The following is a 26018-nucleotide window of genomic DNA, read 5'->3' as shown; positions in this document are numbered from 1 at the left end:
ATCTATTGCTATGAAATATACCGTTTTACTATTTTTATTGATTTTGACAGAGGCTGTTCAAAGTCAGGACATTGAAGTTGCTGTTCATCGTGGAGGAAATCGATGGGCACCTGAAAATACTCTTCCAGCGGCGCATTTCGCCGCATCATTGGGCGGTGATTATTTAGAAATCGACGTTCGTCAAAACAAAGAGGGGATATTTTTTAATTTTCACGATGATACCGTAGATCGAACCACCGATGGCAGTGGAGATTTTTATTCCAAAACCTATGATGAAATAAAAGCCCTAGATGCGGGTAGTTGGTTTCGCCATAGTTTTGCTGGAATTCAAGTACCTACAGTAAAAGAGGTGGTGGATGAATTGAAGGGTAAAATCAAATTTTATTTTGATTTTAAATATGGAGATATTGAAGAATTTATTGAATTAATTAGGGAATGGGGGGTGGCCGAAGATTGCTTTTTTACTTTACAGCCCAAAGACTTGGCTGTAGTACATCGGGCCGGTCTTGATTTCAAAGTCAATGTTTCTACAGTAGAGGAACTTATTGCCGCCCATGATCAATGGAATTTGTCCTTGGTTGAAGTAAGAGCTCACGACTTGAGCGATGAATTGTTATTGGCGGCTCATCAAAGAAATGTCAAAGTTATGGTCTATGTTCCCGGTGATCAATATACTTTGTATAGACATTGTCTCCAATATGATATCGACAGAATAAATCTTGATAATCCCGATGTGTTTCGTTATATGGAGAAAAACGATGGAAAATATCCAGAACCCCAATACATTATGCATCGGGGAGGTATAGTCAATCATCAGTGGACGGAATATCATCCTCATGGTATACAGGCAGCGATTGATCGACAAGTGGGAGGACTGGAGTTTGATATAAGGGAAACCAATGATGGACATTTGGTCGTGCATCACGATGCCAGTCTCAAAAAAATATTCGGAGTAGATAAATGGCTTGCAGATCTCAGTTTGAAGGAATTAAAGGAATTGACCTCTATCAAAGGCAACTACAACATCCTTACCCTAGATGAATATCTGTCGCTACTGCCTTCTGACATATTGTTAATGCCGGATTTAAAGGCTGAATATCGGGATCGGGAATTTTACGAGAAATTACAAACTGCCCTAGAAAAACGTCATTCTCTATCCAATTGTGTCTTTATTAAAGATGAAGCCAGAGATTATTTTTGGGGTAAAGCCAGATTTAAGGTCTTAACCGATGAAATCCCAAGATTGTATGAAGAATGGCGGGCGGGAAAAGATGTGGCCTGTCACTATTTTTTATTTGACAATGGCAATCGTCCATCTATTCCCTCTATCCGATTGGCACAAAAAATGTCGATGGATATTATTACTCCAGTAAACACTTTTCATTATAAAAATGAAAATGTCGAATTGTCTGGCAAACGAGATATTCATTTTGGTCAATCCTTGGGCATAAGATGGTTTCAAGTGGATGGAGTTTTCGTTGACTAATGCCCAATGCTTTGTCTTGTCCCAAAAAGGGTTTATACTGGAAATCAAAAGTAAAACATAGACGTAAAACACATTACGACAATCGTCATGTAAATGGAAGCCAAACCTATTTTATTAAACGATAATATTGGCAAATCGACAGCGAATGGGACCATTGTACACGGTGTATTCCTTTCTAATTTTAAATCCTGCCTTCTTCAATGAAATCTCGTGTGGGCAGAGTATCCAAATGTCTAATCCCCGATATTCTTCACTAAAAACCCTACTCATTTTTCGGTAAAAATCCATGTTGTCCTCTATTTGCAACCTCATATTGTAAGGAGGATTGACGATAACCGTGCCTTTTTTGATTTTGGGTTGGTATTTAAAAAAATCAAAATTATACAGTTGGGTAAATTTAAAACTACCCGCAGCCAAGGTGTTGGTTTTTGCTCCCTTTAAAGTATCACTGTGATGATCAAATCCTATAATGGTGGGAGGGGTTCGAAGAATACGCATTTTGGCTCCTTTTATAACCAATTCCCATCGCTCTTCATCAAAATCTGGCCAGTTCTTAAAGCAAAAATATTTGCGGTGTACTTGTGCGGGGATATTTTGAGCTATACGTTGCGCTTCTATTAAAAATGTACCTGATCCACACATGGGATTTAGGAAGGGGGTATCGGGATCCCAACCAGATAGGGCGATTAATCCTGCGGCCAAAACTTCACTTACAGGGGCTATTCCGCTGTATTTTTTATAGGCGCGAAGATGGAGGGAAGACCCACTGCTGTTGAGATAGATAATCGCTTCTTGATCCCGTACAAATACTGTGATTTGAATATCGGCTTTGTCTTTGTCTACGTTTGGACGTATGCCGTGGTGTTGTCTTATTCTATCTACGATAGCATCTTTGCACAATAGAGAGGCATACATTGAATTATTGAAAAATTCCGATATCACATCGTGGTCTATGGAAAAAGTTTGGCTGGGTTCAATCAATTTTTCCCAGGGAATATCCAATGCATTGATGTAAAGGTCGTCAGCGGTATCGAGATGGAATGAAGACAATTCTTTGAGGATCTTGAGCGCAGTCCGGCATTCGTAATTGGCGCGATACATGATTTTCGGCGTACCTTTAAACTTTACAGCTCGTTTTTCAATGGTTATATCGTTTGCATGAATCTTTTCCAATTCTGCCGCTAAGACTTCTTCAAGACCGGTATAGGTTTTTGCAATGTATTGATTCATAATGCCCTGTGCTATTCTGTATTCATAAAGGTAGCAAAGATATACTTATTGAAATAAATGGTGAATATTGAAGCTATAATAATATAATTGGTCATCGGGAGGATACCTGCCAGCCAAATGAACTTCACCTCTCATATTGATAAACTCATTGTAAAACAATTGAGTTTCAGTAATCGGTTTGCGGTTTATTTCCGTTATGATAAATCCGGGCTTAATATTTAGTGAGGATGCCATACTGTTTTTAAAAATGCTTTCGACACGGATTCCTGAGAAATTGTATTTTTCTATTTCATTTTTCTGTAAAGGTCTGATTTCCATGCCAAATTTTAGTAGAATGGAATAGTCGGGATTGTCGCTCTCGTGGACCAAATGTACAGATATACTATCTACTATTTGATTTCTAGCATAAATAATGGGGATGGATTCTCCCATTTCCGCACTCCACAATATTTCTTTTAGATGAGATATTGAGGTTATATTTTGTCCATTGATACTGAGAATAATATCCCCAGTTTTTAGTCCTCCCCAGTCGGCAGGACTATTGGCTTCTACCTTGTGAATAAGCGCCCCGCCACCGTGACTAGTCGACAGTGGTGATTCTTCTATAGGTTGGTATTCGGCATTTATTCCCAAGATTCCTCGTTGCACATAGCCATAGGTTCGCAAGTCAGATAATATCTTATGCGCTAGGTTAGAGGGGATTGAGAAGGAATAGCCTTCAAAATTACCAGATCTAGTCAATATTGCCGTGTTGATGCCTATGAGTAAGCCTTCGTTGTTTATAAGGGCTCCACCACTGTTGCCGGGATTGATGACAGCGTCGGTTTGAATAAAAGATTCTAAAATATTGTCACCATCCTTGAGACCCAATTGTCGATGAAGACCACTGACTATGCCTTCCGTAACGGTGACATCCATTTTGAAAGGATGTCCTAGGGCGTATATTTTATCCCCGACATTTATATGGTCGGAGTTGCCAAAATGTATATAGGGAAGATTTTCTTTATCGATTTTCAATAATGCGAGATCTGTTTTGACATCAAAGCCGATAAGCTGGGCAGAAATTGATTGTTTATTCCACAGTAAAACTTCGATATCTTCACTGTCTTCTACCACGTGATAATTTGTGGCAATATATCCGTTGTGGGTCAGTATGACTCCCGAACCATTTTGTTTAACCGATGGAGATCGAAACCTTCCCATCCAATTGTTGCGAGCTGATTTGATCTGAACCATGGCTTTGACACTTTGCTTAAAAATAGAAGTCTGCTGATTTTTATCGCTGTCTACTATTTTGCGTTTGACAAATACGGGTTGGCCTGGACTTCCTGGATAAGAAAGGGGTTGAGCCGTGATTCTTTCCCTTATGATAATGGTTTCTGGTGTATCAAAATATTTAAATACCCCTATGGTGATTAGGGATGCAAATAATGCAGTAAAAAAATATCTTAAACTGTTTTTCATCTCAATGATTAAATACCTTTAAATTCCAAGTTAACGAAAAACAAATCAGTAGCTAGAGATGTTTTCATTTTTTTGTTCTTGAAACCTTGAAATCCTCGCTGCAGAGGTAGAAGAAAAAGCTTCAAGGATGTTATCTTTGAATAACCGTAAATATAGATTAATATTGTGGTTGTATATTTTATCAAACAATTGGATAATGGAGGGAAATAATAAGGAAGGAAAATCGATTTTTTCTAATATATGGGGGAAAAAAATGAGCTGGTATGGTTTTATAGTCATTATGGTATTCTTATTAGCTATGGTCAGTATGAAATATTGCGATAGTAAATACGTGGTTGTTGAAGAAGAAATAGATTATAATATAATAAAGAAATGAAATTTTTAAAATATCAAGGAACCGGTAATGATTTTGTCATTGTCAATGGGGAAATAGAAAATATAGATATCGATGACTCTGTTCAAATAGAGAGATACTGTCATCGTAAATTCGGTGTTGGGGCAGATGGATTTATTATTATTTCCAATCATCCTTCATTGGATTTTGAAATGAAATATTTTAATGCCGATGGCAAAATTGGCAGTATGTGTGGTAATGGCGGTCGCTGTGCCGTCGCTTTTGCCTATTTAAATGGATTCTTTCAGGGAAGTGAATGTAGTTTTCTAGCCTATGATGGACTTCACCATGCCAAGATCAATCCTGAAAATTACAATGTAGAACTCAGCATGTCCGATGTCAAAGCCTATGAAATAGGTAACTTAATGGCCATTATGGATACCGGTTCTCCTCACTATGTCACTATGGTGGAAGACTTGGACGATATCGATGTGGTCGAAGCCGGACGCGCTATTCGATATTCTTCACGCTTTGCCAGTAAAGGCATCAATGTCAATTTTGTCGAAACCCAAGAACAGCATTTGGCAGTGGCTACCTATGAAAGAGGGGTAGAGGATGAAACCCTATCTTGCGGAACTGGTGTAACAGCCAGTGCCTTGAGCTATCATCTATTGAGATCTGGCGAGAAAGTGGGGGATCATACCATTCCTATCCAAACCAAAGGCGGACAACTTTCAGTTAAATTTACTTACGACGGCAAAGATTTTACCAATATTTGGTTAAGCGGTCCAACAGAAAATGTATTTGCTGGAGAATGGTAACTATCGTATAATTGGATAAAATTTTAGGATTCCACTATTCAAAATAATTTTCTTTTAATCCAGCCAATTCACTGTAGAGATGACGGTCACCGTTGTCCAGTAAAACAGTGAGTCCAGATTCAATTATCTCTAATGCTGTCTGGTTTTTTTGACTTTGGATCAGTAAAATTGCATAATGATAATAAGTGCCTCCATAAGAAGGGAAGTCATTTACTAATTTTTTATATTGCTCTATTGCCTTATCGTATTCAGATATTTTCTCATATTCCTTTGCTAAAGCAAAATACGGAAAAGGATCGTTTGGCGATTCACTGTTTAGTTCAAGAAGGAGATCTATTTTATTCTGACTCATAGTCAAATGAATTTTTTTTTAATATATTGAAAAATAGTCGATCTGGTTTTATTTAAATTAAATCCATATTACTATCTTTAACGCATTCAAATATATCAGTAAAATTAAAAATTATCACTATATGAATATATTGGTTTGCATTGCAAAAAGTATAGAAACAACGGCAAAAATAGTTTTTACACCTGACAATTCGGCTTTAGACGAGTCGGGAATGCAATATATTATGAATCCCTATGACGAATGGTATTCATTAGTACGCGCATTGGAACTAAAAGACCAAGTAGGTGGTGAAGTGACTGTAATTCATGTGGGAGATGCGAGTTCTGATCCCATTATTCGAAAAGCTTTGGCCATTGGTGCCGACAAGGGCGTGCGTATAGATACCATTCCCCAAAGTGCGGCTGATGTTGCCAAGCAACTGAGTGCCTACCTAGCTGACAAGTCTTTCGATATTGTATTTACAGGTAAGGAAACCGTGGATTATAATGGAGGAATATTGCCGGCTATGTTGGCAGCAAAACTAAAATGGCCGTTTTTTGATGTGGTTTCGCATTTAGAATACGCCGATGATCTGGCATTGATTTCCAAAGAAATAGAAGGTGGTGTCAAAGTATTTAAATCTCCACTTCCCTTAGTCTTAAGTGCTACCAAAGGTCTGGCCGAACAAAAGATTCCCAATATGAGAGGAATTATGATGGCCAAAAGAAAGCCACTTGAAGTAGTCAGTGCTGTGGATCATGCTACGGACACAAACATTGTGTCATTTTCTAAGCCTGAAAAGAGTAAGGAGGTTACCCTAGTGGATGCCGATGATATGGATGAGTTGGTAAGATTGCTGCACGAAGAAGCCAAAGTTATTTAACCTAAAAATTAAAAAAAATGTCAATAGTAGTATACTGCGAAAATATAGAAGGAAATCTAAAGAAAGCCACACTCGAAGCATTGACCTATGCGCATAAAATGGGAAGTGAATTGGGCTTGCCCACATATGCTGTGACCACAGGAGAACCATTAACGGATGTATTAAAGCAATACGGTGTAAGTAAATATGTTGAAGTATCACCTAATGTCCCAGCCGATACTAGTCTTTTGGCGGGGTCTATATCTTTTGGTTTCGAAAAATTGAATGGTCAATATTTGATACTGCCTTATAATTCTACGGGAAAATCTATCGCTGGTCAGTTGGCGGTAAAGTGCGACGCTGGAATAGTATCCTCTGTCAATGCATTGCCAGAGAGCTTGGAACCACTGAGAGTTAGTCAGTCATTATTTGCCGGAAAAGCCAGTGCTGTAGTTCAGGTCAATACCGCTAAGGTGGTATTAGCTCTTCAGAGCAATGCCATTCAACCAGAAGAAAAACCAGTGGATGAGATTTCTGGTGAATTGGTAATCTTAGATAGTTTGTCTCAGGTAGAATTGGTCAAACAAGAGATGTTGAGCGAAGGTATTCCATTGCCAGAAGCAGAATTGGTTGTATCTGGAGGACGAGGATTTAAAGGACCAGAAAATTGGCATATTTTGGAAGATTTGGCCAAGGAATTGGGTGCCGCAACGGCTTGTTCACGCCCAGTTTCAGATGCAGATTGGCGTCCACATCACGAACACGTAGGTCAGACTGGTATTGCCATTAGTCCCAATCTATATATTGCCATAGGAATATCTGGAGCCATCCAACATTTGGGTGGAGTCAACAATTCTAAAACCATTGTGGTGATAAACAATGATCCTGAAGCGCCTTTTTTCAAAGCTGCAGATTATGGTGTAATCGGTGATTTATTTGAAGTAGTACCTAAATTGACTGCTGCCGTTCAAGCATTTAAATCAAAAGCCTAATTAAAAGCACAGATAGAACAATAGCTCTCGCAGTACTGAGGGTGGAGATTATTCTCAATATTATTATAATCTCAAAAGGGAATGCCTTACCTTTGTGAGACTAAAAAATCATTAATTATGGCTACGTTTGAGATACAAGGAAAATTATATAAAAAATTTGATACAGAGGAAAAAACACAATCCTTTAGTGCCCGAGAATTTGTTTTAGAAGTCAATGATAGCAATTACGTACAATTGTTGAAATTTCAATTGACCCAAGACAGATGTGGTTTATTAGATAATTTTCAAGAAGGAGGAGAAATTAAAGTATATTTTGATCTTCGAGGAAGAGAGTGGAATGGTAAGTATTTCACAAATTTAAATGCTTGGAAATTGGAGATGCCCCAACCTGCTGCAGGTGGAGGTGATTTCCCATCAGAAGAGGATTTTGTATTTACCGATGAACCAAAAGTAGATAGCATTAGTCAAGAAATGCCGGAGGATGACCTTCCTTTCTAGATATATCCTATCACTTAGTATACAAATAATAGGATGTTGTGCCATCGCTCATACAGCGATGGCACAATCTATCATCGGTTATTCTACCGTTGATGATTACAGTTTCAATAAATGGGATATTATTACCGACGATGCCAATGTCGTGGGAAGTATTGAGGCTACTTGGTCTTCTATGAATGACTATTCCGAGTGGCAGTTTACAGTAGGGGAATTTTCTGGCTGGTTGAGAATGAGACATAAAAACAATAACAATGTTTGGGAACTCGTAGGAGGATCTAATCTTATTCAAATACGTACGGTATTTCCCAATGAATTTAATCATTGGCAACTGTCAGATGGCAGGAATCGATCAGATCTCAAGTCTGTATATAATAATGCAGAGGAGTGGTCGGTAAAATCTAGTAGTAAGGAAGTATTAACTATCTATACCTATAGACGGGGAGATTTGAGGGATTGGATCATCGAACATCACGGAAATATGTCTATACCCATGCAAATAGCCAATTCCTTTCTGCCTATTATTATGGTTACTCCAAAGTGAATTTTGTGAAAGGACCTAAAGCAGTGTTTTGATGATTGTACTTCAGGTCCAAAATATTGTATTTCAACAAATTATTATCCTAAGGATAGGATTTGGTTGGCGTGATCTTTTGTTTTTACCTTTTCTATGACGTGTACAATGTTGTGATCACCATCTAACACAAAGGTATTTCGATGGATGCCCATATATTTTCTACCCATAAATTTTTTTTCACCCCATATACCAAAAGCCTCAATGATGGTCTTGTCCGTATCTGCGATAAGAGGGAAGGGGAGATCGTGTTTTTCAATAAACCTTTTATGAGATTTTGAGGAGTCAGCACTTACACCAATAATTTGGTAACCAGCGTCAATGAGAATCTGATAATTATCTCTTAGGTTGCATACTTGATTGGTACAACCCGGTGTATTGTCTTTAGGGTAGAAAAAAATGATGAGGGGTTTACCCTCAAAGTCTGAAGATTTAATGGTATTTCCGTCTTGATCTATTCCTTCAAATTGGGGAGACTTATCCCCGGGTTTTAATGTCGTCATAATTGAATTTTTGCTCTCTATCGTATTAAAAAACACAATATATTTATTTTTTTATGAAGCGGTGATAGATGATGGCATTCAGATTTATTTCAGAAATACTATTTAATGCGAATTACATTTAATAATTGTTTGCTGAAATATTAGATAGGATAGAATGGATTAGGTGTTATTTCTTTAGAAAGTTTTCCATGACAGAATTTATGTATTGAATAGATTCAATTTTTCTGTGATTTTTATTGTGTTTTATTGGAATAATATCAAGGGAATTGCCTTGTATTTTTTAAGGTTTATGATAGCATAGGGAGGTGATCTAATTTTAATGATTATTCACCTCAGTGATCATGTAGTGATCTAGCCATTTGTTCGCAGGATCAATAGCTATTGTAAGCCAACGGTATTCATCAGTTCTATTTCCTTTTTATGCCAAAAGTATTATAATGAGTATTTAGTATAATTATTCATGGTGCACTCAAATTTTGCTACAAAATTTCTTTTGAAATTATAGTCTTACTTCGTGCTTAGAATATTTTTTATTCTTTTTTCACGTAGTGATTTCTTCGCCAATTTCGCCTTCTTAGATTCGACAGTTAGTTTTGGATTTTTAACTTGGAAGTCCAAATCGTCATATTCGTATATGGACCAATGACCGTCATAATACTCCAATGAAGTTAGATTTTCCACCCAATCTCCTGAATTCATATACATTACCTCACCTTTTGAAGTCGTTACCTTTTTGATGATGGGGGTATGAATGTGTCCACAAATTACATAATCGTATTGCTGTTGGATGGCTTGTGAAATGATTATTTTTTCAAAATCGTGGACAAAACGCACAGCTTGTTTTACTCCATTTTTTACTGATTTCGAAAGAGATATTCTTTCCTTTCCCGTGTGGATTCTCCACTTATTAATAAGACGGTTGAATCGAATTAACCAGTCATAACTTATTCCCCCTATTTTGGCCAACCATGGTGTGATGGTCACAGAAGTGTCAAAAACGTCACCGTGAAAAATCCAATACTTTTTTTGATCTAAGTGCAAGATTAATTTTTCTCTCAAATTGATATTGCCCAAGGAGAAATTGGATATTTGACGCAATACATCGTCGTGATTGCCTGTAATATAATAGATTTTGGTTCCCTGATAAGTCATTTGAATTAACGTATCCAACACCTCCACATGGGATTTGGGGAAACTACTCTTTTTTAATGACCAAAAATCGACGATGTCTCCATTGAGGATTAGTGTTTCGGGTGAAATACTTTTTAGATAATTGAGTAATTCACGGGCATGACAGCCGTAGGTTCCTAAATGGATATCGGATAGTATAACTAGTTCTGGTTTTCGCTTGTACATATACATGGTTGTAAATCAATACAAATATGTACTTGAAAATTGACTAGTATATTAAACCATGATTAAATAATTATTAAATCAATGGTTTGTGTAATAATTATTGAGCGGGATCCATTTCTGGGACAGTATAATCTTCTTGTTTTTTGCCAAATACGCTAACATTTACGTATCTTTTTGGATTTAATCTGAAATCTTGTAGCAATAGATCGAGATTTTTTGTAGCAGACTGAAGGTTGTTGTACAACTGTTCGTCTTTTATAAGTTTACCTACAGTACCTTCACCAGTATTGATGCCAGTCAATAGGGTAGTCAATTTGTCTGTAGTTTGATTTAGTGAGTTCAATGTACCATTTAATTGTTGGCCAGCATCGCCCATTGTCTTAATAGTAGATCTGGTATCGATGATGGTACTGTCCAATTTGGCATTTGCAAATTGATGAGTTAAGGTCTCAATATTTTTAATGGAATTGGTCAGACTGCTTTGATTGTCGTCTATACCGCTGGTTATACTGCTCAAATTAGTCAGCAGTTGATTCATTGCCTTGGCATTGGATTGAATCAGTAGATTGAGGTTTGAGGTTGTGGATTCCAGATTGGTTATAGTATTCTTAATACTCTTTGTTAGCTCTCCCAATTCAGAATCTTGGTATTCTTCTGATCGAACAATGTGATTGACGGTATCTACTATTCCCCCGATACCCATTTTAATGTTTTTCATATAGGCATCTAAATCACCAGGAGCGATCAGAGAATGAAGAAATCCTACTTTTTCACTTTTTAAATAACTTCCCGAAGTGACACAATCGTCATTACATACCCCGGTGTATTTCAAGATTATAGCCATATCACCCATAACTCCATCGGCTACCAATTGGGCTACGGTATTCTGTGGAAGTTTGATTTTGGGATCGACACTCAAGCCCAAGACGATATTTTGCATATCTTTTGGATCGATGTCTATGGTTTGAACACTTCCCACCTGATATCCATTGATGAACACAGGGGCTGATATTTGGAGCTTATTGATGTTGTCGTATTGAACATAATAAGTCGATGTACTATTAAATAAATTCTGGCCTTTCAAAAAATTATATCCCCAAAATAACAGCCCAATACCAACGATTGTAAGAATTCCAATCTTGATTTCCTTGCTCATCTATAGTGTATGTTTGTCTAAAGAATGTTTGTCTCTGCAAATATAATATTTAATGAGACATCGCAACAGCATCTGTAATATTTATACGATTTCCGTTGCTATATGCTACAATAAATGCTCCATCGAACCCTCTTGCCTTAAGAGAATTTTTGATGTCACTTGCCTTACTATAACTCGGAATTGCCGTTACTTGGTATTTATACATATTGTTTTCGTAGCGAATGGATAAATTTTCAATATTTCTCCATTTGGTATTTTTAATATTTTCTTTTCTCGGAGTAGCTGCCAATTGAACACAGAATTCGATTCCTTTATAATTACTTTGGCTCGCAGTAGTAACCATACTAGTTTGGGTAACCGTAGTCGTCTTATTTACATTGGCAGAAGAAGTATTGTTTGTTGGTGTTGATTTTGTAACCACTACAGCTGGTTTTTCAACTTCAACGATTTGTGGTGTTTCTACAACATTTTCACCTTCGTTTTCTACATGGTCTTTATAATCACCAATAGCACCAACCAAACTAGCTACAATTTGATTTTGTCCTTTGTCGCTTAATAAATATGCTTCTTCTTTCTGATTGCTCAAAAAGCCAGCTTCGAAAAGTACACTGGGCATAAATGTATTTTTAAGTACAATAAATCCAGCCTGTTTAACTCCTCGACTCTTTCGTTTGTTTTTGGTAACCAAATTGGTTTCAATAATATTGGCCAAATCTAAACTTCTATCTAGGTAGGCATTTTGGAACATATTAAGAATAATATGGGATGCTTCAGATGAAGGATCAAATCCATCGTAGTTTTGTTTATAATTTTCTTCAAATAGGATGGATCCGTTTTCCCTTTTGGCCACTTCTAGATTGGATTCATTTTTGGCCAAACCCATAACAAAAGTTTCCGATCCATATGCCGTATTGTTATTTACCGAATTGCAATGGATAGATATGAAAAGGTCGGCGTTTGAGGTGTTGGCAATCTTTGCTCTCTCATATAAAGGGATAAATTCATCTGTTTTTCTAGTGTAAATAACCTCGATATCGGGATATTTAGAATTTATGGCCTTGCCCAATTTAAGTACCAAGGATAAAGCAATCTCTTTTTCTTTGGATCTTTTACCTATTGCTCCAGGGTCTTTGCCTCCATGACCGGCATCTAATACAACTTTTTTTATTTTATTTGCATTGTTTTTGAAATCGGTAGGATTCATGTCCTTCGAAAAAGAAAATGATACATTTGTAAATAAACAGAATGACAACAACGTTAGAAAAAACGTTTTAAGTCTAGATGATGTGATAGTGACAAACATGATGTAATTATTTAATGTTTTGAACTAATTATAATTATTATTAATATGAAACAAAAATCGAGCCAAAAATAATTTGAAATCAATAAAGTACATAGCATTATTATTTTTAATATTGAATTTTTTCGCTGGATTTGGTCAAGATACTTTAATTCAAAACGAAGAGGACTCACTCTCTCATACATTGGATTCCTTAAAGTCTGAAAAATTTTCAAAAATTAAGATTTCCAAAGATGCCTTTTCATCTGGCGTAGTATATGGTGCTGATCATAAAACCTATTTTGATCGCAAGAAAAATTTAGTCTTTTTATACGGTAATGCATTTGTTGAATACGGATTGTTTTCGATTAAAAATGCCGATTATATAGAAGTAGATCTCAATACCAATATTGCTTCTGCTCGACTCTTGCCCGATAGTTTAAAGCATTTAATAGGAAATACCGTCTACGATACCATTGTACCTCAAGTCGTAGAAGTGGATACTTTGGAAGATGAATACAATGATAATTTGGGGTTTGAAGATGGGCAAGAAATAGATCCTATCACTGGAGAAATTATTGAGAATCCCGATGAGCGAAAAGCAGAAAAAGTTCAATCAGATGGCACATTGCCTGGAAGATTGCCAGGTACACCGATATTTAGTGATGGCCAAAATGAATTTGACGCCAAACAAATGCGATATAATTTTAAAACTAAAAAAGGTAAAATATACGAGGCCGTAACTTTTCAAAGCAACTTATATATTCACGGTCGCGAGGCAAAGTTTATTGAAAATCTGACCGAAACCGATACCAATCAGATCATTTATAATAGGGGAGCATTGTTTACCACTTGTGATGCACCTATCCCTCATTTCGGTGTTCGAAGTAATAAACAGAAGATTATTCCCAATAAGGAAGTGATTGTGGGACCTTCTAATCTGGAAATTATGGGTATTCCCACACCTTTAGTATTGCCTTTTGGATTTTATCCTATCGTACCTACGGCTAAAGCAGGTCTTATTATACCTAGTTATGAATATTCTCAAACATGGGGTTTTGGTTTACGGGGATTGGGTTATTATACTCCTATAAGTGAGCATATGAATTTAACCACCAAAGGGGATATTTATTTTAATGGTTCGTGGCTGGTGGATGCTCAGTCGAGTTATAATTATAGATATCGATTTAGCGGTGGATTTTCTGTCAGTATGTCGGATAGAAAATCAGAAGTGGTAGGAAGTATCGAAAAATCAAGTAGTCGATCATTTTCATTTAGATGGAATCATTCCCAAGCTCAATCAGCTCATCCCTACCAAACTTTTTCCGCCAGTGTGAATTTTTCGACCAATGGCTTTGATAAGATCAACTCCAATCAAGCAGAACGAGTGTTAAACAATAATACGAGTTCACAGATCAGTTTTTCGAGACAATTTCCCGGCACACCGTTTAGTTTGAATGGCAATATTTCGCACTCGCAAAATGCCAATGTTCGATCGGCCAGCTTTGAATTGCCCTCGGTCAATGTGCAGATGAGATCATTGCAGCCCTTTAAAAGAAAAAATGCAGGCGGTTCCAAAGAGCAGTGGTATGAAAAAATATTGCTAACCTATAATTCCAAATTTAAAAACAAAATACAAGCTACAGATACTACCATCTTTAAACCCAATGAATGGAAGAGTCAAGACTATGGAGTACAACATACTGCTTCACTGAGCTCGTCTTATCGATTGTTTAAATATATCAATGTTACCCCTAGTATTAATGTCAATGAGCGTTGGTATTTTGATCGAGTAGACAAACAATTTGAATCCAACCCAGTTATTGAATTCGATACTGTATTTACTGAAGATGGTCAATCGTTAATTACATCAGATACTGTGAGTTATGGTTCTTTGGTAGTGGATACTTTAAATGAATTTAATGCTATCCATGGTTTTAGTGCATCGTTGAGCTTACAAACGGCTCGGTATTTTACTCGTCAGTGGGAGAAAGGCTGGTTTCGAGGTTTCCGCCACGTCTACAAGCCATCGGTATCGGTATCCTTTACTCCGGATTATCAAGATTGGGGCTATGTAGATACCGTTAATGTTCTCAATACCAGAGCAGAATATGAGGAAGTGAGGTATTCACCTTTTGAAAACGGGATTTTTGGTGCCCCCTCCACGGGCAAGGGAAATCTCAGTTTAAATTATAGTTTGAGAAATGTGATGGAGGCAAAGTTTTTTAATAAAGAAGATTCTACTACAAATAAAATCTCATTGTTTAAGACTTTTGACTTCAGTGGGAATTACAATCCCTATGCAGATTCCCTAAAATTTAGTATGATAAATTTCAGTGCCAATACTACATTTTTTAAAGGGATAACTTATTTTAGGTTAAGTGCACAGTTCGATCCCTATGCAACTAATGATCTGGGACAAAGATTGGGAGAATTTAGCTATAAAACTGGAAGTTTACTAAGGTTTAATGGTTTGAGCGCTGGCCTAAGTACCAATATGACCATCGCCAAGATTAGAGAATTATTCTCTGGTGGTCCCGAGGAAGGGAGTGGGGAGAAAGGAGGAGAGAAAAAGGAAAAACAAGGAAGTCAATCCACAGGTATATTTGATAATTTTAGGGTGTCTCATGAAATTCGTTTTGTATGGGATCCGAGTAAAGATATAGATGTGTTTCAGTTGTCTACCAATAATATTCGACTTTCTGGAAATATTGATTTAACAGAAAATTGGGGTGTACGCGTAGGTAACTTTGGTTATGATTTTGAACGCAAGCAATTGACATATCCCGATTTTGGATTTAGTCGTGACATCCATTGTTGGGAGCTTTCCTTTAGTTGGCAGCCGACTAGAAAGACATTCCTATTTAATATTCGGGTTAAAAATGCACCTCTTGACTTTATTGATATACCATACAATCGAGGTATTCAAGACTCAGGTTATAGTCCATTCTAAAGTAAATAGAAGGGAAGTTTTTTTATCATATATTGTTATAGTATATATTTGTATTGTTAATATAATCACTATATTGTATTAAGTGATAAAATAAAGTGTTCTTTATACAGTTAATTATGTTGTTGGTTTTTAACATTTAAAATATATTATGGTAGATCAATTATTGACAATATTGAAATTAGAATCTGCTGGAGAATTATTATACAAGGGCGAGAATCTACATATTGGAACTCGAAATATTTTCGGTGGTCAAGTTTTGGCTCAGAGTATAATAGCGGCCTATGAAACCGTGCCTGATGAAAGGTATATCCACTCTCTACATTCATATTTTATACTGCCAGGAAATCCCGATTTACCACTTTTTTTTCGAGTCGATGTAGTGAGAGATGGGAGAAGTTTTAGTACCAGACGAGTGCTGGTCGAACAAAACCATCAGACTATTTTTATCATGGCGGCTTCATTTCACAAAGTAGAAGCGGGCTACAATCATCAAAAGTCTATGCCCAATGTCGCCCATCCCGACGAATTGATTAGTTTTGATCAATTAAAGAAAGGAATATTGGGGATGTTGCCATCTGCGGCTAAACGCTTGATTGAGATAGATTTTCCTTTTGAATTCAAACCAGTTGATTTAACAAATCCACTTTTGCCTGGAAAATACGATCCCGTTCGTCAAATTTGGTTTAAGTTTAGAAAAAAAGAAGAATTGTCGAGGAAGATTCAAGAAGCCTTATTGGCCTATGTGTCGGATTACAATTTATTGGCTACAGCAATTTTACCTCACGAAGAGGCTACATTTTCTAATACTATAATAGCCAGCATAGATCACGGGATGTGGTTTCATAGACCGGTAAATATTAACGATTGGTTGTTGTACGATGTCAATAGTCCTACGGCTATTGCCGCCAGAGGATTTGCCAATGGTCAAATATTTGACATTAACGGTCAAATGGTAGCAAGTATTGTTCAAGAAGGGTTAATTAGACCAGCTACAAAGTAAAGAAATATTTTTTTACTTACCATTTTAGTAATATATTAGGTGCTTTTATAGGATATTTTTGTAATAAAAATGAATGTATGTCTTTTCAAATAAAGGAACAGAGTAAGAAATACGATGTTTGTATCGTAGGTTCAGGTGCAGGGGGCGGTATGGCCGCCAAAGTATTATCAGAAGCTGGATTGAAGGTTGCGTTATTGGAAGCCGGACCCAATTTTGATCCCGCTAATCCGGATCAGCAAACTCAATTAAAATGGCCTTATGAATCACCAAGGAGAGGGGCGAGCACAGATTTTAGACATTTCGGAGAGATGGATATGGCCTATGGTGGTTGGAAATTAGATGGAGAGCCGTATACTCATAAAGATGGGACAAAATTTGATTGGTTTCGATCTCGAATGCTTGGAGGAAGAACGAATCACTGGGGAAGGATTTCATTGCGATTTGGACCTCTGGATTTTAAGCGAAAAGATTTTGATGGAAAAGGAGACAATTGGCCTATTTCTTATGAGGATGTTGCTCCTTATTACGATAAAGTAGATAAATTAATCGGTGTTTTTGGAACCAAGGAAAATATTCCAAATGAGCCCGACGGTCATTTTTTACCTCCACCAAAGCCGCGTTTACATGAATTATATGTTCGCGATTCGGCTAAAAAAATGGGCATCCCCGTCATCCCATCGAGATTGTCTATTCTGACTAAGAAGGTTGACGATAGAAGAAATCCATGTTTTTATTGTAGTCAATGTAATAGGTCGTGTTCGGTTTACGGTGATTTTTCTTCTTCTTCTGTGTTGGTAAAACCAGCTATGGAATCGGGTAAAATAGATCTTTATGTCGGGGCGATGGTTAGAGAAGTTTTGACCGATGGAGATGGATTGGCAACTGGGGTATCCTATATCGACAAAGCCGATATGCAGGAATATGCTATTAAGGCTAAAGTTGTGGTATTGGCGGCCAGTGCAGCTAGTTCGGCAAGGATAATGCTCAATTCTAAGTCTGCTAATCACCCCAATGGTATAGGTAATTCAAGTAATCACGTAGGAAGATATATTCACGATTCTACTGGTGCAGGACGAACAGCTATTGTGCCAGCATTGATGGATAGAAAGCGTTACAACGAAGATGGAGTAGGAGGGATGCACCTGTACACTCCGTGGTGGCTTAACGATGCCAAACTGCCATTTACTCGAGGGTATCACATAGAATTCTGGGGAGGTATGGGAATGCCATCTTACGGATTTGGATTTGGAATGGAGAATTTAAACTCCTTGGTACCGGGAATCGATGGAGAGACAAAGTCTGCAGGTGGTTACGGTACAGAATTGAAGAAAGATATTCGTCGATTCTATGGAGCAACTGTGGGTTTTGCTGGTCGTGGAGAATCTATACCTCAATACGATAATTATTGCGAGATCGATCCCAATGTAGTCGATAAATTTGGTATACCGGTTTTGAGATTCCATTACAAATGGACAGAAGATGAGGTACAACAAGCCAAACACATGGTGGATACTTTTGATGAAATGATTCACAACATGGGAGGTATTCCATTAGGTGATAAACCAGGTCCTGAAGAACAATACGGATTAAAAGCTCCCGGACAAATCATTCACGAAGTAGGAACGACGAGAATGGGTAGTAATCCTAGAACCAGCGTTTTGAATGAATTTAATCAAGCACATGATGTCAAAAATTTATTTGTAATGGACGGTGGTGCTTTTGTATCGCAAGCAGATAAAAACCCAACTTGGACCATCTTGGCTTTGGCTTGGAGAGCTTCAGACTATTTGGTTGGGGAATTGAAAAAAATGAATATTTAAACACTTGAAAATTAACTAGTGATGGATAGAAGAGAAACAATTAAATCGTTGATGGTAGGGTCTTTTGCAGGTTCTTTTGTATTGACGGGCTGTAAGTTGGATCATACGGAAAGCAATGGTGAAGGAGGAGAAGCCGTATTGGGAGATGGAAAAGTGGATTATTCAGCTCCTGGACACGGATATGGAAGAACTCCAGAAGAGATGGAATACGATCTCAAGTTATTGTCAACCACATTTTTTACTCCAGAAGAAATGGCTACTATAGCGGTTCTGTCAGATATTATTATCCCTGCAGATGATACATCTGGCTCTGCAACCGATGCAGGTGTACCGGATTTTATTGAATTTATAGTGAAAGATATGCCATATCATCAGGTTCCGATGAGAGGGGGCTTAATGTGGTTGGATCACGAAAGCAATAAACGCTATAATAAGATATTTGTAGACTTATCTAAGGATGAGCAAATTGCTATAGTTGAAGATATAGCTTATCCCGATGATGTAAAACCAGAATTGTCTCAAGGCGCTAAGTTTTTCTCACATATTAGAAACCTTGTAGCCACAGGATTTTATACTTCGAAAATAGGTATCGATGATTTGGGATATGTAGGTAATACACCCAATGTATGGAATGGAGTACCCGAAGATGTACTGGCCAAACACAATAAGCAATACGACGCTGAATATATGGACAAGTATATCAAACCGGAAGAGAGAAATGAAATTGCTTCTTGGTAGGATAGTCAAGATTTAACGATAGTTTATATATACCATTGATATTCACCTGTCAATGGTATATTTTTATATAGACTACTTACTTAATTTTTAGATTGGAAGTCAACCATCTTTATATCTTTTGATTCTTGTGATAATTTAACCTATGCCTTATCAACCTTTACTGAATTATTTTAATCAATATGTGGAATTCGATGCACAAGAAATTGACTTATTAACTTCTAAATTAAAATACAGAAAGTATCTCAAAGGCCAATACATGGTTCAACAAGGAGATGTGTGTAGATACAATAGTTTTGTAGTCAAAGGTTGTACTAAAACCTTTTATTTGGATGAAGATGGACAGGAACACATCATTATGTTTTCCGTCGAAAATTGGTGGTCTACCGATCTGGGAAGTTTTATTTCTCAATCACCTGCTGCTTACAACATTCAGTGTATCGAGAATACTGAAGTGATTCAGTTGACCTACGAAGATGAAGAAGATATTACCTTAGCTATACCCAAAGTGGATCGAGCGTTTAGAAAGGTATTAGAGAAGGCATTAGTAGCATCACAAGAGCGATTGGTGCGCAATTTTTCAATTACTGCATTACAGAGATATCAATACTTTAGAGAACAGTATCCTCAATTAGAGCAGCGTATTCCTCTGTATATGATCGCTTCTTATTTGGGCATCACCAAGGAGTTTCTCAGTAAGATTAGAAATCAAAAATGAAGTGCTGTTCCGCGATATATTAATCTAGATTATGGTAATTTTTTAAACTATATTATTTTCTAAGACGTTAACATTATTCATCTTTGACTTATTATATTGATCGAATATAGATCAGTAGATAGAGGTTTAAAAACTTAGGAAAGGCTAAGTAAATTTCAATTATTAAAAATTTTAAAACAATTATTATATGAAAATTTCAATGAAGTATTTTGCATTATTTAGTTTAATAGCTGGTGTATTGTTTGCTTTTACACCAATAGCCAATGTAACCAAGGAAGTAAAGTTGGACAAAAGTAAAGTGGTGTGGAAAGGATACAAAGTAACTGGATCACATTACGGAACCATCACTTTGAAATCTGGTGCTTTGCATTTCAATGATGATCAATTGGTCGGAGGTGAGTTTGTGATCGATATGTCAACCATTGTAGCTGATGATTTAGAAGGTTCATCTAAAGGGAAACTAGAAGGTCATTTGAAATCAGATGATTTTTTTGGCGTTGAAAAATTTCCAACAGCTAGTCTAAAATTAACTAAAGTAGAAGCTACTGGTAAAAATTCATACCAAGCCACTGGTGATTTGACGATAAAGGGCATTACTAAGCCGATAACTTTTGATCTTTCCATCTATGGTAATAAAGCCAATGCTACTATGAAAATCGATAGAAGCAAGTACAATGTCAGATATGGTTCTACTTCATTCTTCGATGATCTTAAAGATAAAGCCATCTATGATGAGTTTGATTTGGTGGCGGATATTGAATTTTAATTATTAAATTCATTTAAATAAAAAAGGCTAAAATGAGATCTCATTTTAGCCTTTTTTATTTTACACTACTTTAAATCTAATCCTTTCTCGGCGATCTAGAGCGATTGGACGATCTATAATTACTCTTCCTTCTGTTGTTCTGACTATTGTTATTGCCACGAGGAGGTCTTGCGTTATTGTTATTATTATTTTCTCCATTATCTTCCACCGTGTCAAATGGGTGTTCTTTTACGCTGGGTATGGTCTGACCAATCAATTTTTGGATATCTCTTAAGTAGGGACGCTCTTCTACATCACAAAACGAATAGGCCATGCCGCTGGCTCCAGCTCTACCAGTACGACCAATTCGGTGTACGTAGGTTTCTGGTACATTGGGCAAGTCGTAATTGATGACGTGAGATAAAGAATCTACATCAATACCTCTGGCAGCTATATCGGTGGCTACCAATACAGTCGTATCCCCATTTTTGAAATTCTCCAATGCCTTCTGTCGGGCATTCTGAGATTTGTTGCCGTGAATAGCTTCCGCATGTATATCGGATCGATTCAACAATTTAACGATTTTATTGGCACCGTGTTTGGTTCTTGAAAAAACCAAAGCTGAAGCGATATCTTCTTCTCTCAGTAAATGTTTGAGTAGAGGAATCTTATTCTGTCTGGGTACAAAGTAAACACATTGTTCTACTTTCTCTGCCGTAGTCTGTTCTGGAGCAATGGTCACTCGCTCGGGATTGCCTAATATTTTCTTTGACAAATTGACAATGGCAGGAGCCATCGTCGCCGAAAAAAACAGAGATTGTCTCTCTGTTGGCAATTTTGCAATGATCTTTTTGATATCGTGAATAAAGCCCATGTCCAGCATCTGGTCTGCTTCATCCAATACAAAGTACTTGATATGGTTGAGGGAGATATAACCTTGCTGAATTAAATCCAACAAACGTCCCGGTGTAGCTATTAATATGTCGACTCCTGAACGCAGTGCTTTTACTTGACTGGCTTGCTTTACACCTCCAAAAATAACTGTATTTCTAAGTGGAGTAAACTTTCCGTATTTGGTAAAGTTTTCATCAATTTGTATGGCTAACTCTCTGGTAGGTGTAACCACCAATGCACTGATGTTTCTCGACTTGGTGCCCGTTTTGTTGGCCAATAAATTTTGAAGTATTGGAATGGCAAATGCCGCTGTTTTTCCTGTTCCTGTTTGAGCGCAACCCAATAAATCTTTACCCTGTAATAATATGGGGATGGATTGTTGTTGAATGGGTGTTGGTGCTGTATATCCCTGTTCTGAAAGGGCTGAAAGTATGGGAGGAATGATTTCTAAATCTTTGAATGTCATATAATTATTTGTATAAGTGTGCAAAGATACTAGAATAGTTTATAAAAACCATTTTAGATCGTGTATTCTATCTATTTATACCAATATTACTTATACTTAGCTTCTACCTTTTTGATTTTTTCTTCTACCTGACCGGTTAATTCATTTTGATAATCCTGCAATCGGTTCGATATATCTACATTACTAGCACCCAATATTCTCGCCGCTAACAGTCCTGCGTTTTTGGCAGCATTAAGGGCCACTGTAGCCACAGGTATTCCATTGGGCATCTGTAGAATAGACAATATACTATCCCAACCATCGATACTGTTAGAGGATTTGATGGGAACTCCTATTACGGGTAGGGTAGTGAGAGAGGCTACCATTCCCGGTAAATGAGCAGCACCACCAGCACCAGCTATTATTACCTTAATCCCTCTGTCCCTGGCTTCCTTGGCATAAGAGAACATGCGATCTGGTGTCCTATGTGCAGAGACTACGGTTAATTCGAAAGATATATTGAGTTGACTTAAGATTTCTGCCGCCGATTCCATTATGACTAGGTCTGAGTCTGACCCCATGATGATACTTACTTCTTTCATTTGCTTATTACTTTAAATATTTTACTTATTTTTTTAATCTTTTCCTCTATTTCACTTCTATCATTGCCACATACCGTAATATGTCCCATTTTGCGGTGTGGTCTGGTTTCCGGTTTACCATATAAATGAACATGGACATTGGGTATCTTAAATACTTCCTCGATACCTTGATAATAAGGTTTTCCCTCATATCCCTCTTCACCCAGAATATTGATCATTGCCGCTGGTTGCAACATGGTAGTGTCTCCCAAAGGTAGATTGAGAATTCCTCTCAAATGTTGTTCAAACTGGGAAGTGACGGCATTCTCAATGGTATGATGACCACTATTGTGAGGACGAGGTGCTACTTCATTGACCCATAATTGATGATCGGTATCCAAGAAAAACTCGATGGCCAATAGACCTGAGATTTTATATAATTCTATTATGGACTTGGCGTATTTTAAAAGACTGGCTTGGATGTCGACAGATACGTTGGCTGGGGTGTAGAGATATTCCAAGATGTTGTTGTCGTTAAATACCATTTCTACAGGATCGTAGCAAACTACCTGTCCGTCGTCGTTTCTAGCCACAATAACGGCCAATTCTTTGGCGATCCTAGTTTTGGTTTCCACGATACAAGGGCCTTCCAATAGGTCACTGAGATCTTTCATCGAATCGACTACTTTAACCCCTCTGCCATCATAACCTTCTCCTCTGGTTTTTTGAACCAAGGGCAATTTGGTATCGTGAGATTGTATAGAGGTAAGGAGATCAGATCTAGAAGCAAAACTCTTGTATTCTGGTGTAGGCAGTGAGTGAGCAGCATAAAATTCGTTTTGCAGAAACTTGTCCTTGATGGTAATTAAAGCTTCTGAACAAGGATGGACTATTTTACCTATTGATTCCAAATATTGAAGAGCTTCTATATTTACATGTTCTATTTCAATGGTTATTACATCCATTTCTTTACCAAAGGCCACTACATCGTCATAGTTTTTAAAATCTCCTTCAGTGAAATGGTAGGCATTGATCCCTGCGGGGAAATTTTCGCTTTTATCTAAATTAAACAAAGGCAGATGCCAATGATTGCCATAATAGTTTAGCATTTTTCCTAACTGGCCTCCTCCTAAAATTCCGACCTTGACATTGGCTATATCCATAAAAAGATTAATTTTAGCTTTATATAATATTGGAGCAAAAATAATTAAACTTAGCGGAGTATGTCTACAATTGGTTTGCGGAATGCAAAAATAGTTAATGAAGGAAAAATCACTACTGGTGATTTATTAATAGAAAATGATCGAATTTCTATAATTGGAAGTTTTTCAAAAGCAGTGGATGTGGATATAGATCTCGAAGGAGACTATCTTCTACCCGGCGTAATCGATGATCAAGTTCATTTTCGAGAGCCTGGAATGGAATGGAAAGCCAACATATATTCAGAGTCGCGAGCGGCTTTGGCTGGAGGGGTTACCAGCTTTATGGAAATGCCCAATACTAAACCTCCGGCCATTACCCAAAGTCTTCTCGAAGACAAATATCAAATAGCCAAACGCAGCAGTGCGGTCAATTATTCCTTTTTTATGGGCGTCAGTAACGACAATCTGGAAGAAGTTTTGGCTACTGATCCCAAAACCGTCTGCGGTTTAAAAATATTTATGGGCTCTAGTACCGGGAATATGTTGGTCGACGATATGGAGCAATTAGAAAAAGTTTTTGCCCAAGCCAATATGCTGATTGCTACTCATTGTGAAAATGAATATACCATTAGGGCCAATACTGCATTTTTTCAATCTATTTACGGAGAGGATATCCCGTTTGAACTACACCCAGCCATCCGCAGTCGTCAAGCTTGCTATTTAAGTAGCCAACAAGCCGTTGAATTGGCTCAAAGACACAATGCGCGACTGCATATTCTTCATATATCTACGGCTGATGAGTTATACCTTTTTCGCAATGATATTCCATTGGAAGAAAAGCGAATAACCGCAGAAGTATGTGTGCATCATCTGTCTTTCAATAGCAATGAATATTCCACATTAGGAGGGAAGATAAAATGCAATCCAGCGATTAAACACGAATTCGATCAACGGGCATTGTTACAGGGTTTGATGGACGACAAACTCGACATAGTAGCTACCGATCACGCACCTCATACTAAAGAAGAAAAGGATAACAATTATAGTCATTGTCCGTCGGGACTACCGCTGGTACAACATAGTTTGATAGGGATGGTCGATTTGTTTGACCGCGGTTTGTTGCAGGATTCTATAGATGAAGCTATGCCTTTTATCGTTCGAAAGATGAGTCATGCCCCAGCCATTTGTTTCGATGTAGCAGAGCGAGGATTTATCCGAGAAGGGTACAAAGCTGATTTGGTTCAATTGTCCACTAAAACTCCTCAAATTATTCAATCCGATAATATTCGTTACCACTGTCAATGGTCACCTTTTGAGGGAAGAACATTTAAATCCAAAGTGTTGCGAACCTTTATCAATGGCAAGTTGGCCTATGACAATGATAAAATTGTGGATGACCAAAGCGGAGAAAGATTGACCTTTGATCGTCAATAAAATTTTAAACTATAGGGGAAAGATTCTCCGGTTTGAGGGAAAGGACAAGAAAAATTATGTAAATTGCTTCCACATATAAAAAGTGTTTTTGTATGGGAATATTTTTATTTGATAAATAATTAATTAGATGAAACGAGTTGTTATTTTTTTAAGCAGTGTTGCTGTATTCTGTATGATAAGTTGTGGATCAGAAGGAGGTGAGCAAGCAGCTAAGACAGAAACTAAGAAAGAAGAGGTGAAGTCAGAGCCATCTCAAGCAGATTTGCCTGCGAGTAAAAGAGTTGATTTGGAAAACAAAGGTATTGGCCCCATTACCGAGGTAGATTTACCTAGTGAAATTGATCGTAAATTGTCAGTAAAAGGCAAAGAGATATACAGTGCAAAATGTATTGCCTGTCATTCGGTTGATAAAAAGATCATCGGTCCACCTCAAAAAGGAATTTTGGACAGAAGAACGCCAGAGTGGGTTATGAATATGATAATGAATCCAACTGAGATGTTGGAAAAAGATCCATTGGCTAAAGATCTTTTGGCGGAATTTAACAATACTCCAATGTTGGATCAAAATATTACCGAAGAAGAAGCTCGTGCTTTGTTGGAATACTTCAGAACATTGTAAGAAATCATTATAAATGATGAATAAAAAAAGAGTCATGTAGTTTTACATG

25 protein-coding genes are annotated in these 26018 nt (G+C 37.2%); 15 read left to right on the top strand and 10 right to left on the bottom strand.

All coding sequences use genetic code 11. The features are described from left to right. Nucleotides 1-10 precede the first annotated feature (10 nt). Nucleotides 11-1486, top strand: coding sequence for a glycerophosphodiester phosphodiesterase family protein (locus tag LVD51_RS04685; protein WP_236970035.1), 1476 nt, complete (start codon nucleotides 11-13; stop codon nucleotides 1484-1486). 114 nt (nucleotides 1487-1600) lie between these two features. On the opposite strand, the gene LVD51_RS04680 is transcribed toward LVD51_RS04685, so the two are convergent. Beyond that, a complete protein-coding gene (locus tag LVD51_RS04680; RefSeq protein WP_236970034.1) occupies nucleotides 1601-2716 on the bottom strand; it encodes a THUMP domain-containing class I SAM-dependent RNA methyltransferase in 1116 nt (371 codons plus the stop codon). A gap of 45 nt (nucleotides 2717-2761) precedes the next feature. After that, the gene (locus LVD51_RS04675; RefSeq protein ID WP_236970033.1) at nucleotides 2762-4180 is read right to left on the bottom strand and encodes a trypsin-like peptidase domain-containing protein; all 1419 of its coding nucleotides are present in this window, start codon (nucleotides 4178-4180) and stop codon (nucleotides 2762-2764) included. A 196-nt stretch (nucleotides 4181-4376) separates the two neighbouring features. On the opposite strand from LVD51_RS04675, the gene LVD51_RS04670 reads away from it, so the two are divergent. Continuing rightward, entirely contained in the window at nucleotides 4377-4556 is a 180-nt protein-coding gene (locus LVD51_RS04670; protein WP_236970032.1) for a hypothetical protein, read from the top strand. Beyond that, nucleotides 4553-5335, top strand: a complete 783-nt coding sequence (gene dapF / locus LVD51_RS04665) for a diaminopimelate epimerase (RefSeq protein ID WP_236970031.1) — start codon at nucleotides 4553-4555, stop codon at nucleotides 5333-5335. The genes LVD51_RS04670 and dapF overlap by 4 nt, the downstream gene beginning before the upstream one ends. Nucleotides 5336-5369: 34 nt before the next feature. Here the strand turns inward: dapF and LVD51_RS04660 are convergent, their stop codons facing one another. Further along, nucleotides 5370-5687 (bottom strand): tetratricopeptide repeat protein, encoded by a 318-nt coding sequence (locus LVD51_RS04660; protein WP_236970030.1) that lies wholly within the window; start codon nucleotides 5685-5687, stop codon nucleotides 5370-5372. Between the two features lie 121 nt (nucleotides 5688-5808). Between LVD51_RS04660 and LVD51_RS04655 the strand changes: the two genes are divergently transcribed. The 4 genes from LVD51_RS04655 to LVD51_RS04640 all read left to right on the top strand — a co-directional run bounded on the left by LVD51_RS04655 (nucleotide 5809) and on the right by LVD51_RS04640 (nucleotide 8559). Continuing rightward, on the top strand, nucleotides 5809-6549 hold the full coding sequence (locus tag LVD51_RS04655; RefSeq protein WP_236970029.1) for an electron transfer flavoprotein subunit beta/FixA family protein: 741 nt from the start codon (nucleotides 5809-5811) through the stop codon (nucleotides 6547-6549). Nucleotides 6550-6566: 17 nt separating this feature from the next. Beyond that, nucleotides 6567-7520: an electron transfer flavoprotein subunit alpha/FixB family protein gene (locus LVD51_RS04650; protein WP_236970028.1), complete on the top strand. Its 954-nt coding sequence runs from the start codon at nucleotides 6567-6569 to the stop codon at nucleotides 7518-7520. A gap of 117 nt (nucleotides 7521-7637) precedes the next feature. Beyond that, nucleotides 7638-8018, top strand: coding sequence for a DUF3127 domain-containing protein (locus tag LVD51_RS04645; RefSeq protein ID WP_236970027.1), 381 nt, complete (start codon nucleotides 7638-7640; stop codon nucleotides 8016-8018). Next, the gene (locus LVD51_RS04640) at nucleotides 8002-8559 is read left to right on the top strand and encodes a hypothetical protein (protein ID WP_236970026.1); all 558 of its coding nucleotides are present in this window, start codon (nucleotides 8002-8004) and stop codon (nucleotides 8557-8559) included. Before LVD51_RS04645 ends, LVD51_RS04640 begins: the two co-directional genes overlap by 17 nt. Nucleotides 8560-8633: 74 nt before the next feature. Here the strand turns inward: LVD51_RS04640 and bcp are convergent, their stop codons facing one another. The 4 genes from bcp to LVD51_RS04620 all read right to left on the bottom strand — a co-directional run bounded on the left by bcp (nucleotide 8634) and on the right by LVD51_RS04620 (nucleotide 12907). Next, nucleotides 8634-9092: a thioredoxin-dependent thiol peroxidase gene (gene bcp / locus LVD51_RS04635; protein ID WP_236970025.1), complete on the bottom strand. Its 459-nt coding sequence runs from the start codon at nucleotides 9090-9092 to the stop codon at nucleotides 8634-8636. Between the two features lie 507 nt (nucleotides 9093-9599). Then, a complete protein-coding gene (locus tag LVD51_RS04630; RefSeq protein WP_236970024.1) occupies nucleotides 9600-10448 on the bottom strand; it encodes a UDP-2,3-diacylglucosamine diphosphatase in 849 nt (282 codons plus the stop codon). 97 nt (nucleotides 10449-10545) lie between these two features. Continuing rightward, entirely contained in the window at nucleotides 10546-11604 is a 1059-nt protein-coding gene (locus LVD51_RS04625; RefSeq protein WP_236970023.1) for an MlaD family protein, read from the bottom strand. A 49-nt stretch (nucleotides 11605-11653) separates the two neighbouring features. Beyond that, nucleotides 11654-12907: an N-acetylmuramoyl-L-alanine amidase gene (locus tag LVD51_RS04620; protein ID WP_236970022.1), complete on the bottom strand. Its 1254-nt coding sequence runs from the start codon at nucleotides 12905-12907 to the stop codon at nucleotides 11654-11656. A gap of 73 nt (nucleotides 12908-12980) precedes the next feature. Between LVD51_RS04620 and LVD51_RS04615 the strand changes: the two genes are divergently transcribed. The 6 genes from LVD51_RS04615 (at nucleotide 12981) to LVD51_RS04590 (ending at nucleotide 20875) form a co-directional block, all read left to right on the top strand. Continuing rightward, the gene (locus LVD51_RS04615) at nucleotides 12981-15836 is read left to right on the top strand and encodes a putative LPS assembly protein LptD (protein ID WP_236970021.1); all 2856 of its coding nucleotides are present in this window, start codon (nucleotides 12981-12983) and stop codon (nucleotides 15834-15836) included. A gap of 148 nt (nucleotides 15837-15984) precedes the next feature. Beyond that, complete coding sequence (locus LVD51_RS04610) at nucleotides 15985-16836, top strand: acyl-CoA thioesterase (RefSeq protein ID WP_236970020.1); 852 nt, start codon at nucleotides 15985-15987, stop codon at nucleotides 16834-16836. A 77-nt stretch (nucleotides 16837-16913) separates the two neighbouring features. After that, nucleotides 16914-18656 (top strand): GMC oxidoreductase, encoded by a 1743-nt coding sequence (locus tag LVD51_RS04605; protein WP_236970019.1) that lies wholly within the window; start codon nucleotides 16914-16916, stop codon nucleotides 18654-18656. Nucleotides 18657-18677: 21 nt separating this feature from the next. Then, on the top strand, nucleotides 18678-19394 hold the full coding sequence (locus LVD51_RS04600; protein ID WP_236970018.1) for a gluconate 2-dehydrogenase subunit 3 family protein: 717 nt from the start codon (nucleotides 18678-18680) through the stop codon (nucleotides 19392-19394). 142 nt (nucleotides 19395-19536) lie between these two features. Then, entirely contained in the window at nucleotides 19537-20109 is a 573-nt protein-coding gene (locus LVD51_RS04595; RefSeq protein WP_236970017.1) for a Crp/Fnr family transcriptional regulator, read from the top strand. Between the two features lie 187 nt (nucleotides 20110-20296). Further along, nucleotides 20297-20875, top strand: coding sequence for a YceI family protein (locus LVD51_RS04590; protein ID WP_236970016.1), 579 nt, complete (start codon nucleotides 20297-20299; stop codon nucleotides 20873-20875). A 76-nt stretch (nucleotides 20876-20951) separates the two neighbouring features. On the opposite strand, the gene LVD51_RS04585 is transcribed toward LVD51_RS04590, so the two are convergent. From LVD51_RS04585 to LVD51_RS04575, 3 genes are all read right to left on the bottom strand, one after another. Further along, nucleotides 20952-22214: a DEAD/DEAH box helicase gene (locus tag LVD51_RS04585; protein ID WP_236970015.1), complete on the bottom strand. Its 1263-nt coding sequence runs from the start codon at nucleotides 22212-22214 to the stop codon at nucleotides 20952-20954. Nucleotides 22215-22300: 86 nt separating this feature from the next. Continuing rightward, nucleotides 22301-22795, bottom strand: coding sequence for a 5-(carboxyamino)imidazole ribonucleotide mutase (gene purE, locus LVD51_RS04580; RefSeq protein WP_236970014.1), 495 nt, complete (start codon nucleotides 22793-22795; stop codon nucleotides 22301-22303). Continuing rightward, the gene (locus tag LVD51_RS04575; protein WP_236970013.1) at nucleotides 22792-23937 is read right to left on the bottom strand and encodes a 5-(carboxyamino)imidazole ribonucleotide synthase; all 1146 of its coding nucleotides are present in this window, start codon (nucleotides 23935-23937) and stop codon (nucleotides 22792-22794) included. Before LVD51_RS04575 ends, purE begins: the two co-directional genes overlap by 4 nt. A gap of 60 nt (nucleotides 23938-23997) precedes the next feature. Between LVD51_RS04575 and LVD51_RS04570 the strand changes: the two genes are divergently transcribed. Both LVD51_RS04570 and LVD51_RS04565 read left to right on the top strand, forming a co-directional pair. Continuing rightward, nucleotides 23998-25350: a dihydroorotase gene (locus LVD51_RS04570; RefSeq protein WP_236970012.1), complete on the top strand. Its 1353-nt coding sequence runs from the start codon at nucleotides 23998-24000 to the stop codon at nucleotides 25348-25350. 127 nt (nucleotides 25351-25477) lie between these two features. Further along, complete coding sequence (locus LVD51_RS04565) at nucleotides 25478-25969, top strand: c-type cytochrome (protein ID WP_236970011.1); 492 nt, start codon at nucleotides 25478-25480, stop codon at nucleotides 25967-25969. The last annotated feature ends 49 nt before the right edge of the window (nucleotides 25970-26018 follow it).

This window comes from Membranihabitans marinus, assembly GCF_021729155.1.
In the GTDB taxonomy this organism is placed as follows: Bacteria; Bacteroidota; Bacteroidia; order Chitinophagales; family Saprospiraceae; genus Membranihabitans; species Membranihabitans marinus.
This window is presented reverse-complemented; position numbering and strand designations above follow the sequence as displayed.